This is a genomic window from Pseudomonas knackmussii B13 (genome assembly GCF_000689415.1).
Lineage (GTDB): Bacteria > Pseudomonadota > Gammaproteobacteria > Pseudomonadales > Pseudomonadaceae > Pseudomonas > Pseudomonas knackmussii.
In genome coordinates this window covers 5,666,178-5,683,264 of the sequence record NZ_HG322950.1, presented here as the reverse complement: position 1 = coordinate 5,683,264, position 17,087 = coordinate 5,666,178, and the positions used below count along the sequence as shown (strand labels likewise).

The 17,087-nt window shown below is 65.8% G+C and carries 14 protein-coding genes and 1 riboswitch; of the genes, 7 read left to right on the top strand and 7 right to left on the bottom strand.

Translation table 11 applies throughout. The features are described 5' to 3' along the window. Positions 1-28: 28 nt before the first annotated feature. Both PKB_RS26545 and PKB_RS26540 read right to left on the bottom strand, forming a co-directional pair. A complete protein-coding gene (locus tag PKB_RS26545; protein WP_043255999.1) occupies positions 29-502 on the bottom strand; it encodes an NUDIX domain-containing protein in 474 nt (157 codons plus the stop codon). Continuing rightward, positions 499-933, bottom strand: a complete 435-nt coding sequence (locus PKB_RS26540) for a hypothetical protein (RefSeq protein WP_052355395.1) — start codon at positions 931-933, stop codon at positions 499-501. The genes PKB_RS26545 and PKB_RS26540 overlap by 4 nt, the downstream gene beginning before the upstream one ends. A 109-nt stretch (positions 934-1,042) precedes the next feature. Between PKB_RS26540 and pip the strand changes: the two genes are divergently transcribed. The 7 genes from pip (at position 1,043) to PKB_RS26505 (ending at position 9,601) form a co-directional block, all read left to right on the top strand. Beyond that, the gene (pip, locus tag PKB_RS26535; RefSeq protein WP_043255995.1) at positions 1,043-2,014 is read left to right on the top strand and encodes a prolyl aminopeptidase; all 972 of its coding nucleotides are present in this window, start codon (positions 1,043-1,045) and stop codon (positions 2,012-2,014) included. Beyond that, positions 2,011-2,448, top strand: a complete 438-nt coding sequence (gene dtd / locus PKB_RS26530; protein WP_043255993.1) for a D-aminoacyl-tRNA deacylase — start codon at positions 2,011-2,013, stop codon at positions 2,446-2,448. The genes pip and dtd overlap by 4 nt, the downstream gene beginning before the upstream one ends. Before the next feature lie 215 nt (positions 2,449-2,663). Continuing rightward, the gene (locus tag PKB_RS26525) at positions 2,664-4,238 is read left to right on the top strand and encodes a glucan biosynthesis protein G (RefSeq protein WP_156958086.1); all 1,575 of its coding nucleotides are present in this window, start codon (positions 2,664-2,666) and stop codon (positions 4,236-4,238) included. Further along, positions 4,231-6,813, top strand: coding sequence for a glucans biosynthesis glucosyltransferase MdoH (mdoH, locus tag PKB_RS26520; protein ID WP_043255992.1), 2,583 nt, complete (start codon positions 4,231-4,233; stop codon positions 6,811-6,813). Before PKB_RS26525 ends, mdoH begins: the two co-directional genes overlap by 8 nt. Positions 6,814-7,041: 228 nt before the next feature. Next, positions 7,042-7,839 carry a transporter substrate-binding domain-containing protein gene (locus tag PKB_RS26515; RefSeq protein ID WP_043255990.1) on the top strand — a complete coding sequence of 266 codons (798 nt, stop codon included), beginning with the start codon at positions 7,042-7,044 and terminating at the stop codon, positions 7,837-7,839. A gap of 72 nt (positions 7,840-7,911) precedes the next feature. Continuing rightward, complete coding sequence (locus PKB_RS26510; protein WP_043255988.1) at positions 7,912-8,874, top strand: amino acid ABC transporter permease; 963 nt, start codon at positions 7,912-7,914, stop codon at positions 8,872-8,874. Further along, the gene (locus PKB_RS26505; RefSeq protein ID WP_043255986.1) at positions 8,867-9,601 is read left to right on the top strand and encodes an amino acid ABC transporter ATP-binding protein; all 735 of its coding nucleotides are present in this window, start codon (positions 8,867-8,869) and stop codon (positions 9,599-9,601) included. Before PKB_RS26510 ends, PKB_RS26505 begins: the two co-directional genes overlap by 8 nt. Before the next feature lie 179 nt (positions 9,602-9,780). Here the strand turns inward: PKB_RS26505 and PKB_RS29770 are convergent, their stop codons facing one another. The 5 genes from PKB_RS29770 to PKB_RS26480 form a co-directional block, all read right to left on the bottom strand. After that, entirely contained in the window at positions 9,781-11,832 is a 2,052-nt protein-coding gene (locus PKB_RS29770; protein WP_043255984.1) for an RNA helicase RhlE2, read from the bottom strand. Positions 11,833-12,075: 243 nt separating this feature from the next. Next, the gene (locus PKB_RS26495; protein ID WP_043255983.1) at positions 12,076-13,143 is read right to left on the bottom strand and encodes a hypothetical protein; all 1,068 of its coding nucleotides are present in this window, start codon (positions 13,141-13,143) and stop codon (positions 12,076-12,078) included. A gap of 61 nt (positions 13,144-13,204) precedes the next feature. Next, entirely contained in the window at positions 13,205-14,050 is an 846-nt protein-coding gene (gene metF, locus PKB_RS26490) for a methylenetetrahydrofolate reductase [NAD(P)H] (protein WP_043255981.1), read from the bottom strand. A gap of 62 nt (positions 14,051-14,112) precedes the next feature. After that, complete coding sequence (ahcY, locus tag PKB_RS26485; RefSeq protein WP_043255980.1) at positions 14,113-15,522, bottom strand: adenosylhomocysteinase; 1,410 nt, start codon at positions 15,520-15,522, stop codon at positions 14,113-14,115. A 22-nt stretch (positions 15,523-15,544) separates the two neighbouring features. Continuing rightward, a riboswitch (S-adenosyl-L-homocysteine riboswitch) is annotated at positions 15,545-15,649 on the bottom strand. A gap of 159 nt (positions 15,650-15,808) precedes the next feature. Beyond that, the gene (locus tag PKB_RS26480) at positions 15,809-17,032 is read right to left on the bottom strand and encodes a CaiB/BaiF CoA transferase family protein (RefSeq protein ID WP_043255978.1); all 1,224 of its coding nucleotides are present in this window, start codon (positions 17,030-17,032) and stop codon (positions 15,809-15,811) included. Positions 17,033-17,087 lie beyond the last annotated feature (55 nt).

Genomic DNA, 17,087 nt, shown 5'->3' with positions numbered 1-17,087 from the left:
GCCAGCAGGGCGAGGATGCGCCGGCGCTTCAAACCTGCAGGCCCAGGTGGCGGATCGGCGGGATGGGGGCGGCCAGGCGGTCCCAGACGTCGTCGAGCAATTCGGCGGGGTAGAAGGAGGGCAGCCGCGTCAGGTCGTCGCGCGCCACCCAGGCCACTTCGCGGATGTCGTGCTCGTCGCCGCCCAGGCCGATCAGGTTGTCCAGGCTGAGTTCGCCGCGCCAGGCGTCGATGCGGTAGAACAGCTCCATGTGGAAGCGCCCGGCCAGTGGCTCGGCGAATTCGCGGACGTAGACCAGCGGGCCGACCTCGACCTCCAGGCCGGTTTCCTCGCGGTACTCGCGCTTCACCGTGTCGCGCGTCGATCGGTCGCTTTGCGACTCGAAGCCGCCGCCCGGGGGAATCCAGTAGATGTCGCCGTCCACTTCGTGGCGCACGAGAAGAATGCTCTGCTCGCGGACCAGCAGGCCGGCGGCGCGGATACGGTGCTGCAGGGGATTCATCGCCAGTCGAGCCTCGCCAGCTTCCAGGTGTAGCCGTCGCGCCACCATTCCAGGCTGACGCTGTAGGGCCGGTTGCGCCGGCGTTCGGGCAGCAGGCCGGCGCCGCCGGTGACCGCCAGTTCCACCTGGGTGCGACCGATGCCGTCGTAGAGGCGGTCGACCCGGGTGCTCTTGCCCAGGGCGATGAAGCGCATCCCCTGCTGCTCGGCGAATACCTGGCCGAGGGTACGGTGCGCCCAGTCGCGGTCGTAGCCGCCCTGGGCGCGAAAGTTCGGGTGCAACTGTTCCAGCACCGCCTGGGTGGCATGTGCATCGAGGTTGCGCTTGAGTTGGCGCACCGCGTCGCCCAACTGGTCCTGCGGGGTGTCGCTGCCGCATCCGGCGAGCAGACAAGTGGCGAACAACAGGCAAAGATACAACTTCCTTCGCATGCTGCATGAACTCCTTATCGGTTTTTCGCGGGCGCAGGTATCATGCCCGACAACCTAGGGATGGTATCCGGTCGAAGGACGACCGCACGTGCAGATTCGGGAGTGCGCCATGCAACTTTTGTATCCGGAAATCAAGCCTTACGCCCGCCACCAGTTGGCCGTCGAAGAGCCCCACGTCCTTTATGTGGACGAGAGCGGCACCCAGGACGGTCTGCCGGTGCTGTTCGTGCATGGCGGTCCGGGTGCGGGTTGCGATGCGCTGTCGCGACGCTTCTTCGATCCCAACCTCTACCGCATCGTCACCTTCGATCAGCGCGGCTGTGGCCGCTCCACGCCCTTCGCCAGCCTGGACAACAACACGACCTGGAACCTGGTGGCGGACATGGAGCGCATCCGTGAGCACCTGGGCATCGAGAAGTGGGTGCTGTTCGGCGGCTCCTGGGGTTCGACCCTGTCGCTGGCCTACGCCCAGACCCATCCCGAGCGCGTCCATGCCTTGATCCTGCGCGGCATCTTCCTTTGCCGCCCGCAAGATCTGCAGTGGTTCTACCAGGAAGGCGCCAGCCACATGTTCCCCGATTACTGGGAGGACTACCTGGCACCGATTCCCGCCGACGAACGCGGCGACCTGATGCAGGCGTTCCGCAAGCGCCTGGTGGGCAGCGACCAGATCGCCCAGATGCACGCCGCGCGCGCCTGGTCGGTGTGGGAAGGGCGCACCGCCACCCTGAGGCCGAACCCGGCGGTGGTCGATCGCTTCAGCGATCCGCACCGCGCACTGTCCATCGCCCGCATCGAGAACCACTACTTCATCAACGGCGCGTTCCTCAAGCCGGACCAGTTGCTGAGCAACATGCATCGCATTGCCCATCTGCCTGGCGTGATCGTCCACGGCCGCTACGACGTGGTCTGCCCGCTGGACAATGCCTGGGCGCTGCACAAGGCCTGGCCGAACAGCGAGCTGCAGATCATCCGCGACGCCGGCCACGCCGCCAGCGAGCCGGGTATCGCCGATGCGCTGGTGCGTGCCACCAATGAAATCGGTCGACGCCTGCTGAACCTCCCGCCGGAGGCTGAATGAAGGCGCTGATCCAACGGGTGAGCGCGGCGCGCGTCGAAGTCGACGGGGAAATCGTCGGCGCCATCGATCAGGGCCTGCTGGCGCTGGTCGGCGTGGAGCCGCAAGACGACGAACCGGGCGCCCAGCGGTTGTTGCACAAGCTGCTTAACTATCGAGTGTTCGCCGATATTGAAGGTAAAATGAACCTTTCTCTTGGCGATGTTGGCGGCGGCCTGCTGCTGGTCTCGCAGTTCACCCTGGCCGCCGACACCCGCAAGGGTCTGCGGCCGAGTTTTTCCAGCGCGGCGCCCCCGGCACAGGGCGCCGCGCTGTTCGATTACCTGGTAGAGCAGGCACGAGCCCGTCATCCGCTGGTCGCCACCGGAAGTTTCGGCGCCAACATGCAGGTTCACCTGGTCAACGACGGGCCGGTGACCTTTCTTCTGGAGGCTTGAACGCACGGCAGCCTGTAACCGGGCCGTAGGATGATGGTAACGCGCATGCAAGCACAACAATGGCTCCCCGGGAGCGCCGGCCACCGGGCCGGACAGGGGTTCCCCGAACGTAACGGGGAATCATCCGGGCTCACCGGGGTCGTATCTCAATCGCCGGCACTTGGCATCGTCCAGGCCGGCTTTGGTTTATGTAAGTTCACGGACGAGGGGGACTCGTGATTTTCCGTTCCGTTCAGCAACCCGCATCCCGTAATTTCCTGCGCGACCTCATGCTGGTCGGCTCGGCCATTCTGGCCATGGGCGCCAGCCAGGCCTGGGCCTTCAACATCGATGACGTCGCCGCTCAGGCGAAGACGCTCGCCGGCGAGAAGTACAGCGCGCCGACCAGCAACCTGCCGAAGGTCTTCAGCGAAATGAAGTTCGCCGATTACCAGCAGATTCGCTTCCGCACCGAGAAGGCCTACTGGTCCGACCAGAAGACGCCGTTCAAGCTGAGCTTCTATCACCAGGGCATGCACTTCGACACCCCGGTGAAGATCAATGAAGTGACGGCCACTGGCGTCAGTGAGATCAAATACGATCCTTCGCGTTTCGACTTCGGTTCGCTGCAGTTCGATGCCAATGCCACCAAGGATCTCGGCTACGCCGGCTTCCGCGTGCTCTACCCGATCAACAAGGCCGACAAGCTCGACGAGATCGCGACCTTCCTCGGCGCGAGCTACTTCCGCGTCGTCGGCAAGGGTCAGGCCTACGGTCTGTCTGCCCGCGGCCTGGCGCTGGACACCGCGCTGCCGTCCGGCGAAGAGTTCCCGCGCTTCCGCGAATTCTGGATCGAGCGTCCGAAGCCCCAGGACAAGCACCTGGTGATCTTCGCCCTGCTGGATTCGCCGCGTGCGACCGGCGCCTATCGCCTGATCATCCGTCCGGGCAAGGACACCGTGGTCGATGTCCAGGCCAAGGTCTTCCTGCGCGACAAGGTCAGCAAGCTCGGCATCGCGCCGCTGACCAGCATGTACCTGTTCGGCTCCAACCAGCCTTCGGCGCAGCACAACTACCGTCCGGAGCTGCATGACTCCGCCGGCCTGCAGATCCTCGCCGGCAACGACGAGTGGATCTGGCGCCCGCTGAACAACCCGAAACACCTGGCGGTGAGCAGCTACAGCGTGGAGAACCCGAAAGGCTTCGGTCTGCTCCAGCGCGGTCGCGAGTTCAGCCGTTATGAAGACCTCGACGATCGCTACGACCTGCGCCCGAGCGCCTGGATCGAACCGCGCGGCGAGTGGGGCAAGGGCAGCATCGAGCTGGTCGAGATTCCGACCCCGGACGAGACCAACGACAACATCGTCGCCTTCTTCAACCCGGAGAAGCGCCCGGAGCCGGGCCAGTCGATGGACTTCTCCTACCGCCTGCACTGGACCATGGACGAGGATGCCCTGCATTCGCAGAAGATCGCCCAGGTCAAGCAGACCATGCGCTCCGTGGGTGATGTGAAGCAGGCCAACCTGATTCGCCAGCCCGACGGCAGCACCGCCCTGGTGGTGGACTTCGAGGGTGCGAACCTGAAGGTCCTGCCGCCGGATGCGTCGGTCACCACCCAGGTGAGCACCGACAGCAACGCCGAGGTCAAGGAAAACGCCCTGCGTTACAACCCGGTGACCCAGGGTTGGCGACTGACTCTGCGGATCAAGGTGAAAGATCCGAAGAAGCCGACGGAGATGCGTGCCGCGCTGGTCAAAGATGGACAGACCCTGTCCGAAACCTGGAGCTACCAGCTGCCCGCCGATGAATAACCCGACCTCTACCAAGGCCCCGCTGGCCGAGTACCTCGAGCACCTGCCGCTTTCTGAGCAGGCGCGCGAGGAACTGGCCGGCAGCGGCTCCTTCGAAGACCTGCACCAGCGCCTGGCGGCACAAGCCGCCCAGGCGCCGGCTGCTGCCGGGGACGCCGCGCTGGCGTCCATCGGCCCGCGACTGCAGCTTGGCTATGGCCCTACGCCGGACGACGGCGAGATGCTCGGCATGGACGACAACGGCCGCGCCTACCTCAAGGCCGCGCCGCCGATCCAGCGCACCAAGGTGCTTCCCGAGCCCTGGCGGACCAATCCGCTGATGCGTGGCTGGCGTCGCCTGACAGGCCGCAGCAACCCGTCCAAACCGGCTCGCGACCTGCCCAAGGCGCGCTGGCAGAGGGTTGGCTCGCTGCGTCGGATGATCCTGCTGCTGCTGATGCTCGGCCAGACCAGCATCGCCACCTACTACATGAAGGGCATCCTGCCCTACCAGGGTTGGGCGCTGATCGACCTCGAGGAGATCAATCGCCAGACCTTCCTGCAGACCGCGGAGCAGGTGCTGCCGTATCTGATCCAGTTCGGCGTGCTGCTGCTCTTCGCCATCCTCTTCTGCTGGGTCTCGGCCGGTTTCTGGACCGCGCTGATGGGCTTCTGGGAGCTGCTCAGCGGTCATGACCGCTATCGCATCTCCGGCAGCAGTGCCGGCACCGAGCCGATCGCCGCCGATGCGCGCTGCGCCATCGTCATGCCGATCTGCAACGAGGACGTACCGCGCGTCTTTGCGGGTCTGCGGGCGACCTTCGAGTCGGTAGCCGCGAGCGGCGAGCTGGCGAATTTCGACTTCTTCGTGCTCAGCGACACCTACCAGGCCGATATCGCCGTCGCCGAACAGCAGGCGTGGATCGAGCTGTGCCAGGAGACCAAGGGCTTCGGCAAGCTGTTCTACCGCCGCCGTCGCCGCCGGGTGAAGCGCAAGAGCGGCAACATCGACGACTTCTGCCGTCGTTGGGGCAGCCAGTACAAGTACATGGTGGTGATGGACGCCGACAGCGTGATGAGCGGCGACTGCCTGGCCAAACTGGTGCGGCTGATGGAAGCCAACCCGGAAGCCGGGATCATCCAGACCGCGCCCAAGGCGTCGGGCATGGACACCCTGTATGCGCGCATGCAGCAATTCGCCACTCGTGTCTATGGCCCGCTGTTCACCGCCGGCCTGCACTTCTGGCAGCTCGGTGAGTCGCACTACTGGGGGCACAACGCAATCATCCGCATGAAGCCCTTCATCGAGCACTGCGCCCTGGCGCCGTTGCCCGGCAAGGGTTCCTTCTCCGGGGCCATTCTTTCCCACGACTTCGTCGAAGCCGCGCTGATGCGCCGTGCCGGCTGGGGTGTGTGGATCGCCTACGACCTGGAAGGAAGCTACGAGGAACTGCCGCCGAACCTGCTCGACGAGCTCAAGCGCGACCGTCGCTGGTGCCACGGCAACCTGATGAACTTCCGCCTGTTCCTGGTCAAGGGCATGCACCCGGTACACCGTGCGGTGTTCCTCACCGGTGTGATGTCCTACCTGTCGGCGCCGCTGTGGTTCTTCTTCCTGGTGCTGTCTACAGCGTTGCTGGCGGTACACCAGTTGATGGAGCCGCAGTACTTCCTGGAGCCGCGCCAGCTGTTCCCGATCTGGCCGCAGTGGCATCCGGAAAAGGCCATCGCGCTGTTCTCCACCACCCTGACCCTGCTGTTCCTCCCCAAGCTGCTCAGCGTCATGCTGATCTGGGCAAAGGGCGCCAAGGCCTTCGGTGGGGTGATCAAAGTCACCCTGAGCATGCTTCTGGAAATGCTCTTCTCGGTGCTGCTGGCGCCGGTGCGCATGCTCTTCCACACCCGCTTCGTGCTCGCCGCGTTCCTCGGCTGGGAAGCGCAGTGGAAGTCGCCGCAGCGTGACGACGACGCCACTCCGTGGAGCGAAGCGCTGCGCCGGCACGGCATGCAGACCCTGCTGGGCCTGTGCTGGGCGCTGCTGGTCGTGTGGCTGAACCCGCGCTTCCTGTGGTGGCTGTCGCCCATCGTCGGTTCGCTGATGCTGTCGATCCCGGTGTCGGTGATCACCAGCCGGGTCAACCTCGGCCTGCGTTCGCGTGACGAGAAGCTGTTCCTCATCCCCGAGGAATACGACACCCCGCGCGAGCTGCGTTCCACCGACGAATACACCTATCAGAACCGCTGGCAGGCGCTGAAGGACGGCTTCGTGCGCAGCGTCACTGACCCGCTGCTCAACGCCCTGGCCTGCGCCATGGGTACCGCGCGCCACGCGCAGTCCCCGGCCATCGAGGCGATGCGCGAGCGCCGTGTGCGTGAAGCGCTGGAAGTAGGGCCGGAGAAGACGGTTGGCGAGGCTCGCCTGGCCCTGCTCAGCGATCCGGTTGCGCTGTCGCGCCTGCACCTGCAGGTCTGGAAGGGCGGTCACGACAACTGGCTGGGCGTGTGGCGCAAGTCGCTGCAGGCCGACCAGCATTCGCCGGCGCTGCCCCTGGCAGCGACCGAGGCCGGCGGCGGCGCGACCCTGCCCACCGCCTGACCCGCCTGCCGCACCCCGTCGCTCGGCGGGGTGCGGCACGGCAGCCGGTTCTCCCCGATGCGGGGCCGCTGCCAACCTTCGCAACAACCTGAAAAGCCTCCTCGCCGCCGTCCTCTGGTACCATGCGCGCCCTTTCGTGCGCCTGCAGCGGCCATCGCGCGTCCCAGGACGCCACCTCGCTCGGCGATTGGGCGCACGCACCTTTTCGACTGCCTAGGAGTTCGGGGAATGAAGAAGTATCTGGCATCGCTGCTGATGGGCGTCTGCGCCCTGGTCGGCGTGGGCGCGGCACAAGCCGGCGCGATCGACGAGGCGGCCAAGCGCGGCACACTGCGCGTCGGCATGGACCCGACCTACATGCCCTTCGAGATGACCAACAAGCGCGGCCAGATCGTCGGCTTCGAAGTCGACATCCTCAAGGCCATGGCCAAGTCCATGGGCGTCAAGCTGGAACTGGTCTCCACGGGCCTCGACGGCATCATCCCGGCGCTGCTGACCGACAAGTTCGACATGATCGGCTCGGGCCTGACGCTGACCCAGGAGCGCAACCTGCGCATCAACTTCACCGAACCCTTCGCGGTGGTCGGCCAGACCCTGCTGATCCGCAAGGAGCTGGAAGGCACCATCAAGTCCTACAAGGACCTGAACGATCCGAAGTACCGCATCACCTCCAAGGTCGGCACCACCGGCGAGTTCGTCGCCAAGAAGCAGATCGCCAAGGCCCAGTACCACGGTTTCGACAACGAGCCCGAGGCGGTCATGGACGTGGTCAACGGCAAGGCCGACGCCTTCATCTACGACTCGCCTTACAACGTGGTCGCGGTCGGCAAGTTCGGCGCCGGCAAGCTGGTGTTCCTCGACCAGCCGTTCACCTACGAGCCGCTGGCCTTCGGCCTGAAGAAGGGCGACTACGACTCGATCAACTTCATCAACAACTTCCTCAAGCAGATCCACGAAGACGGCACCTACGATCGCCTGCACGACAAGTGGTTCAAGAGCACCGATTGGCTGAAGGACATGGAATAATCCACGTCCCGAATGTGTCGCCCCGACGCGCAGGCCCCGGCCTGCGCGTTCGCATTTTCACGGTAGAGATTCGTGTCTAGAACGAAACGCCCCACCTGGCCCTGGCACGGGCTGACCGCGCTGATCCTCCTGCTGATCGGCGTCGGCCTCTGGTATTCCACCTCGCTGATCTCCTACGAGTGGCGCTGGAACCGCGTCCCGCAGTACTTCGCCTTCCAGGCCGAGGACGCGCAGCGCGCCGAGAGCGTGTCGCGGGTGGAGAAGATCGAACAGGGCGGCCGCAGCGCTCACGTCACCCTGGTCGCCGAGGATGGCAAGCAGCAACTGCTGAGCGTGGCCAGCGACAGCCTGCAGTTCTCCGAGAACGATGATGTCGACGAAGGCGACGTGGTCGGCGTGCAGCGCCACTGGACCGCCGGCCCGCTGCTCTGGGGTCTGTGGACGACGCTGTGGATTTCCGTCGTGTCCGGCGCCATCGGCCTGTTCATCGGGCTGTTCGCCGGGCTCTGCCGGTTGTCGAAGAACCCGACACTGCACGACCTGTCGACCCTCTACGTCGAGCTGGTGCGCGGCACGCCGCTGCTGGTGCAGATCTTCATCTTCTATTTCTTCATCGGCACCGTGCTCAACCTGTCCCGCGAGTTCGCCGGGGTGGCGGCGCTGGCGCTGTTCACCGGCGCCTACGTGGCCGAGATCGTCCGTGCCGGCGTGCAGTCCATCGCCCGCGGGCAGAACGAGGCGGCGCGTTCGCTCGGCCTCAGTGCGCCTCAAGCCATGCGCCACGTGATCCTGCCGCAGGCCTTCAAGCGTGTGCTGCCGCCGCTGGCCGGGCAGTTCATCAGCCTGGTCAAGGACACCTCGCTGGTGTCGGTGATCGCCATCACCGAACTGACCAAGAGCGGCCGCGAGGCGATCACCACTTCGTTCTCGACCTTCGAGATCTGGTTCTGCGTGGCCGCCCTCTACCTCGTCATCAACCTGCCGCTGTCGCACCTGGCGAGCCGGCTGGAACGGAGGCTCGGACAAAGTGATTGAAGTCCGCAACCTGACCAAGGTGTTCGACACCCGCGGCCATGTGGTGCGCGCGGTGGACGACGTGACCACCCGCGTGGAAAAGGGCGAGGTGGTGGTGGTGATCGGGCCGTCCGGCTCGGGCAAGTCCACCTTCCTGCGCTGCCTCAACGGCCTGGAGGAGTTCGACTCCGGCTCGGTGAGCATCGACGGCGTCGACCTCGCCAACCCGAAGACCGACATCAACGCCTACCGCCGCGAAGTCGGCATGGTGTTCCAGCACTTCAACCTGTTCCCGCACATGACGGTGCTGGAGAACCTCTGCCTGGCGCAGAAGGTCGTGCGCAAGCGCGGCAAGAAGGAGCGCGAGGAAAAGGCCCGGGCGTTGCTGGCCAAGGTCGGCATCGAGCAAAAGGCCAACGAGTATCCGTCGCGCCTCTCCGGCGGGCAGCAGCAGCGCGTGGCCATTGCCCGCGCACTGTGCATGGAACCGAAAGTGATGCTGTTCGACGAGCCGACCTCGGCGCTCGACCCGGAAATGGTCGGCGAGGTGCTGGACGTGATGAAGGCGCTAGCGGTGGAAGGCATGACCATGGTCTGCGTGACCCACGAGATGGGCTTCGCCCGCGAAGTGGCCGATCGCGTGCTGTTCTTCGACCATGGCAAGCTGCTGGAAGATGCGTCGCCGGCGCAGTTCTTCGAACAGCCGAGCGACCCGCGCGCACAGAGCTTCCTGCGTCAGGTGCTCTGAGCGATCGACAAAAGAAAGCCGCCTTCGGGCGGCTTTTTCGTTTTTGCTTTCCGTAGGTGCGAGCTTGCTCGCGAACCCTCGCACCGATTCGCGAGCAAGCTCGCTTCTAAAGCGCATTGCCGGCAATCAGGCAGGCAAGAAAAAACCGCCCCTAAGGGCGGTTTCTCATGCAGCGTCGATCAGCGATTGCGCGTCAGCAGCGCCGGGCGTTCGCCCTTGCGGCGCGGTTCCAGCTCTTCCAGTTGCTCGGCGGTGGGGAAGCGGTCGCCCTTCACCAGGTCGCGCTTGTTGATCACCACCGGCTGGCGGGTCGGTTTGGCCGCGCCGTATTCGCTAGGCTCGCGCAGCGGCGCGTCGCTCATCAGCGAGGGCGCGCCCTTGCCACCACGCTTGTTGCGTGCGGCGCGTTGCTTGCCCTGAGCGTTGCCGCCTTGGCCACCCTGGCCACCGCGTTGCTGACCGTTGGCGTTCTTGCCACGACCACCCTGGCCGGCGCCTTTCTGACCCTGCTTGCCCTGACCTTGACCTTGACCTTGACCTTGGCCCTGAGCCTGGCCTTGACCTTGCCCGCGGGCGCGCTGCTGGCCCTGCTTGGGCTGGCCCTGACCTTGACCCTGGCCTTGCTGGCCCTGGCCGCCACGACGGCGTTGGCCGCGCTGCTGGTCCTTGTCCGGGTAAGGGCTGACGTAGTCGGCGCGGTTGCCGAAGTTGTCGAAATCGTCGTCGAGGAATTCCTCGGGGTCGCGATCCGCGGAATTTGCCTGCTGCGGGCGCGGGGCTTTCGGTTGGCGCGGCTGCCGAGGCTGGTTGTCGCCGCGCTGGGCCTGTTGCTCGCCTTGCGGCTGGCCCTGGCCTTCGCCCTTGTTCTTGCCGCGGCCGCCACGACGACGGCGCTTGCCGGCCGGCTTGTCGCCCTGGGCTGCTTCATCTTCTACAGGCGCGCCTTCGGCGGCGGCGGGCTGGGCCTGCTGCTGTTCTTTCGGTTTGCGCTCGCTACGCTCGCTGCGCTTGGCCTTGTCCTTGCGCGGCTGGCGCTGGGGCTGCTCGCGCGGCTCGGGCTGGGCGACTTCCGGCAGTGCGGCATTGGGGTCGAAGCCCTGCATGTCGCCGGTGGGGATCTGCTGCTTGGTCAGGCGCTCGATGGCCTTGAGCAGCTTTTCCTCGTCCGGGGCGACCAGCGAGATGGCTTCGCCGCTACGCCCGGCACGGCCGGTACGGCCGATGCGGTGGACGTAGTCTTCCTCGACGTTGGGCAGCTCGTAGTTGACCACGTGGGGCAACTGGTCGATGTCCAGGCCGCGGGCGGCGATGTCGGTGGCGACCAGGATGCGCACGTCGTTGGCCTTGAAGTCGGCCAGGGCCTTGGTGCGCGCGTTCTGGCTCTTGTTGCCGTGGATCGCGGCAGCCGGCAGACCGTGCTTGGTCAGGTATTCGGCGAGGCGGTTGGCGCCGTGCTTGGTGCGGGTGAAGACCAGCACCTGTTCCCAGGCACCTACAGTCACCAGGTGCGCGAGCAAGGCGCGCTTCTGCGGTGCGGAGATGCGGAACACGCGTTGCTCGATACGCTCGACGGTGGTGTTCGGCGGGGTGACCTCGATGCGCTCCGGGTTATGCAGGAGCTTGTTGGCGAGGTCGGTGATGTCGCGGGAGAAGGTCGCCGAGAACAGCAGGTTCTGACGCTTGGGCGGCAGCTTGGCGAGAACCTTCTTCACATCGTGGATGAAGCCCATGTCGAGCATGCGGTCGGCTTCGTCGAGGACCAGGATCTCCACGCGGGAGAGGTCCACGCTGCCCTGGCCGATGAGGTCGAGCAGGCGGCCGGGGCAGGCGACCAGGATGTCGACGCCCTTGGACATGGCCTGGACCTGGGGATTCATGCCGACGCCGCCGAAGATGCAGGCGCTCTTCATGGGCAGGTCGCGGGCATAGACCTTGAAGCTGTCATGCACCTGGGCGGCCAGTTCGCGGGTCGGCGTCAGCACCAGGACGCGCGCCTGGCGCGGGCCGTGGCGGTGTTCGCGGTCGGGGTGGCCTTCGGGGAACAGGCGCTCGAGCACCGGCAGGGCGAAACCACCGGTCTTGCCGGTACCGGTCTGCGCCGCGACCATCAGGTCACGGCCCTGCAGCACGGCGGGGATGGCGCGTTGCTGGACCGGAGTGGGTTGGCTATAGCCCGCAGCCTCTACTGCGCGGGACAGCGCCTCGGACAGACCGAGGGAGGAAAAGGACATGCGGGTATTCCTATATGAGCTGGCCGCAGGCCAGCGAATGTGAAATCACCAAGTTCGTAGAACTCCTCTGTGCCCTCGTTCCCGCGTCGGAAAGGAGGGGGCGGCCGGCGCGCTGCCCGTTGGCGCTGCGCCGGTCTACTAGCAGGTGCCCATGTGGGCTCCACCGGGGGCCGCCGGCGAAGCTGGCGGCCAGGGGGTGCGCCCGGCCCCGGGGGGAAGGCGCTGCCAGAGGAGGGCTGCCGTTCAGAGCAGGTCCTGCTGGCGTAGGTGCTGACGAATATCCTCGAGCCTAGGGCCGAGGAGTGCGCGCAACACCTTGTGATTCAGCCAGTCACCGAGCTGTTCTTCCACCGCCTGGTCCGGGTGGCGCTCGATGGCATTGGTCGCGGCTTTTTCCCACCAGACGGGGCCGCAGGCCCGGTCGAACTCGTTGTCGTAGTGATGGCAACCGTAGAACAGCTCCAGGCTGAACTGGCGCATCGATGCCGGCAGCGACAGGGTTCTCAGCTTGTACAACAGGCGCGAGGCACGTGGTGGACGTGGCAGGCGATCGGTCACCAGCAAGGTGTCATCGAGGGCCGGCGTGCTGAGAAGGGACGTTCGGTGCTTGCTCAGCCAGGCCTGGATCTTCGCGCGGAACAGCTGCTTGCGGCTCCAGTAGTGGTGGAGCAGGTCGGTGCAGCCTATCGGTTCCAACCGTCCATAAGCGGCCAGGGCGAGAACAAACTGTTCAAGAGTATAGGCCCCGCGGGCAATTGGATAGAGGTCATCCATCAATTCCAACGAACGGTCGAGGATTTCCCGGTCCTCGCGCGTCAGTCCGATGACCCCGGAGTTGACTAGCGGCGTCCGTTCGTCGGCGAGCCCGCGCTCTTTCAGGTACTCGATCATCCCCCGGTAAACCGGCGACGGGGTGTCGGCCAGCGGTCCGTCGATGGCGTTGCACAGCAGGGCGCCCTGGCGCACTCGCTCGAACAACTGCACGGGCGATACGCGGAAGAAGGTATCGGTGTCAATCAGGACTGCGCTCGGGCGCTCGTCCAGAGCTTCGCGCAGGACGATGTGCTTGGCCCGGAAGTGGTAGTCGTGCGGGCCGCGCCAGCGGGCGAGGGTGGTCGGGTCGAGCCGATGAATGCGCACCGGCAGACCGGCATAAGGCTCGCTGTTGTCCGTGACGACCAGCACGTCGAGCGTCTGCCCGGGCGTCTCGCGCAAGCGCGCAAAGGCGCTGGCGATGCTGAACAGCGCCTCTTCGTGATAGCTGTCCCGGCCGTAGACCAGGTAGATCAGGGTGTGGGTCGTGTCGACCATGCGCCACCTCGTTCGTCCATGAGGTCGAACCGCCGCCTTGTGGGCGGCGGTCCGGTCAGGCTCAGCGCGGCAGCTGCAGGTTATTCCACAGTGCCAGGCTGGGTTCGGCCTGGTTCAGGGTATAGAAGTGCAGGCCCGGCGCGCCGCCTTCGAGCAGGCGTTCGCACATCTCGGTGATCACCTGCTCGCCGAAGGCCTGGATGCTGGGAATGTCATCCCCGTAGGCTTCCAGCTGCTTGCGGATCCAGCGCGGGATTTCCGCGCCGCAGGCGTCGGAGAAGCGCGCCAGCTTGGAATAGTTGGTGATCGGCATGATGCCCGGCACGATCGGGATTTCCACGCCCAGCTTCTGCGCGCGCTCGACGAAGTGGAAATAGCTGTCGGCGTTGAAGAAGTACTGGGTGATGGCGCTGTCGGCGCCGGCTTTCACCTTGCGCACGAAGTTGGCCAGGTCGCTCTCGAAGTTGCGGGCCTGCGGGTGGACTTCCGGGTAGGCGGCGACTTCGATGTGGAAGTGATCGCCGGTCTCGGCGCGGATGAACTCCACCAACTCGTTGGCGTAGCGCAGCTCGCCGCTGGCCATGCCCATGCCCGACGGCAGGTCGCCACGCAGCGCGACGATGCGCTGGATGCCGGCGTCCTTGTAGTGGGCCAGCAGGGCGCGCAGCTCGGCCTTGCTGTCGCCGACGCAGGACAGGTGCGGTGCGGTGGGAACTTTCACCTCGCCGTCCAGTTGCAGCACGGTCTGCAGGGTACGGTCGCGGGTCGAGCCGCCGGCACCGTAGGTGCAGGAGAAGAAGTCCGGCTTGTAACCGGCCAGCTGGCGCGCGGTGGCCAGCAGTTTTTCATGCCCGGCTTCGGTCTTGGCGGGGAAGAACTCGAAGCTGAAGCGGCGTTCTTGAGACATAGACTTTCCTTCGCGCTACAGGCAGCCGGCGGCGCAGTGCGCCGCCGGTTCCCGTGCGGGCCTTAGTAGCGGTAGGTATCCGGCTTGAACGGACCTTCGACGGTGACGCCGATGTACTCGGCCTGTTTCGGGGTCAGTCGGGTGACCACGCCACCGAAGCCCTTGACCATTTCCAGGGCCACTTCTTCGTCGAGTTTCTTCGGCAGTACTTCGACGGTCAGACGCTCGGCTTTCTTCTCGGCGGAGAGGTCGGCGTACTTCTGCTCGAACAGGAAGATCTGCGCCAGTACCTGGTTGGCGAAGGAGCCGTCCATGATGCGGCTCGGGTGGCCGGTGGCGTTGCCCAGGTTCACCAGGCGGCCTTCGGCCAGCAGGATCAGGTAGTCGTCGTTGGCCGGATCGAAGTCGCCGGCGCCGGTGCGGTGGATCTTGTGCACCTGCGGCTTGACCTCTTCCCATGCCCAGTTCTTGCGCATGAAGGCGGTGTCGATCTCGTTGTCGAAGTGACCGATGTTGCACACCACGGCGCGCTTCTTCAGGGCCTTGAGCATGCCGGCGTCGCAGACGTTGACGTTGCCGGTGGTGGTGACGATCAGGTCGATCTTGCCCAGCAGCGCGGCGTCGACGCTGGCCTCGGTGCCGTCATTGATGCCGTTCTTGTACGGGGAAACCAGCTCGAAGCCGTCCATGCAGGCCTGCATGGCGCAGATCGGGTCGATTTCGGAAACCTTCACGATCATGCCTTCCTGACGCAGGGACTGGGCCGAGCCCTTGCCCACGTCGCCGTAGCCGATCACCAGGGCCTGCTTGCCGGACAGCAGGTGGTCGGTGCCGCGCTTGATGGCGTCGTTCAGGCTGTGGCGGCAGCCGTACTTGTTGTCGTTCTTGCTCTTGGTGACCGCGTCGTTGACGTTGATCGCCGGGACTTTCAGGGTGCCGGCCTTGAGCATGTCGAGCAGACGGTGCACACCGGTGGTGGTCTCTTCGGTGATGCCGTGGATGCGCTCGAGCATCTGCGGGTATTTCTTGTGCAGGATCTCGGTCAGGTCACCGCCGTCGTCCAGCACCATGTTGGCGTCCCACGGCTGGCCATCTTTCAGGATGGTCTGCTCGATGCACCACTCGTACTCCTGCTCGGTCTCGCCTTTCCAGGCGAATACCGGGATGCCGGCAGCGGCGATGGCGGCAGCGGCCTGGTCCTGGGTGGAGAAGATGTTGCAGCTCGACCAGCGCACTTCGGCGCCCAGCGCGGTCAGGGTCTCGATGAGAACCCCGGTCTGGATGGTCATGTGGATGCAACCGAGGATCTTCGCGCCTTTCAGCGGCTGGCTGGCGGCGTACTTGCGGCGCAGGCCCATCAGAGCCGGCATTTCGGACTCGGCGATGATCAGCTCGCGGCGGCCCCAGGCGGCCAGGGAAATGTCGGCGACTTTGAAGTCGGTGAAACCGGCAGGCGTCATGACAGCGCTCATGCGTAACTCTCCATTCGTTGTCTGCGAATGGGCGCCGTTGATGCGTAGTGCGCGCGGCGGATGCCGAGCGGGACGCGCCCCGTCCGAGCCTGACAAGCTTTCGCTTGCTGCAGCGCCCCTCGGACAGGTGGCGGGAGCGACCGGAGCGGTGCCGGCCGTTTGAAGCCTGCGGATTATAGCGGCGAGCGGCGGCAAGCCAAAGGTTTTCCGTCTTCTGCGCTGCGACGGCCGGGCCCGCCGCTGCCCGCGCCAGGGGCCGTGAAAACCCTGGCGCGGGGCGACGGGTTCAGATCACGCCCTGCGCGCGCAGCTTGTCGATGGCGGCGGCGTCGAGGCCGAGCACGCTTTCGAGGATCTGCTCGGTGTGCTGGCCGAGGGTCGGCGGGGCGTTGCGGTATTCGACCGGGGTCTCCGACAGGCGGATCGGGCTGGCCACCTGCGGCACGCTGCCGGCCAGCGGGTGCGGCAGGTCGACGCGCAGGCCGCGGGCGATCACCTGTGGGTCGGCGAATACCTGGGACAGGTCGTTGATCGGCCCGCAGGGCACGCTGGCCTCTTCCAGCACGGCGATCCACTCGGCGGTGGTGCGCATCACGGTGGCCTGGCGGATCAGCGGGATGAGCACATCGCGATGCGCCACGCGCGCCTTGTTGCTGGCGAAGCGTTCGTCGTCGGCCCATTCCGGGTGCCCGGCCAGTTCGCAGAACTTGCGGAACTGCCCGTCGTTGCCGACGGTGAGGATCATGTCGCCATCGGCGGTGGGGAAGTCCTGGTAGGGCACGATGTTCGGGTGTGCGTTGCCCAGTCGACGCGGTGGGATGCCGGTGGTCAGGTAGTTCAGGGTCTGGTTGGCCAGGCAGGCGACCTGCACGTCGAGCAGGGCCATGTCGATGTGCTGGCCGATGCCGCTGACATCGCGGTGGGCGAGGGCGGCGAGGATCGCCGTGGCCGAGTAGAGGCCGGTCATGATGTCGGTCAGCGCCACGCCGACCTTCACCGGGCCTGCGCCTTCCTCGGCGTCGGAGCGGCCGGTGATGCTCATCAGGCCGCCCAGGCCCTGGATCATGAAGTCGTAGCCGGCGCGCTTGGCGTAGGGGCCGTGCTGGCCGAAGCCGGTGATCGAGCAGTAGATCAGCTTCGGGTTGATCTTCTTCAGCGACTCGTAGTCCAGGCCGTAGCTCTTCAGGCCGCCGACCTTGAAGTTCTCCAGGACGATGTCGGCCTTGGCCGCCATCTCGCGCACCAGGCGCTGGCCCTCGGGCTGGGTGAAGTCGACGGTGACGGATTTCTTGTTGCGGTTGGCCGACAGGTAGTAGGCGGCCTCGGTGGTGTCTCTGCCTTCGGCGTCCTTCAGGTAGGGCGGGCCCCAGGCGCGGGTGTCGTCGCCGCTGCCGGGACGTTCGATCTTGATCACTTCGGCGCCGAGGTCGGCGAGGATCTGCCCGGCCCAGGGACCGGCCAGGACGCGGGAGAGGTCGAGTACGCGGATATGCGAGAGGGCGCCGGACATGGAGGACTCCTGGCAGCGAAGGACAGGCGGGAAGCTGCCGGCGGCCGTGTGGCCG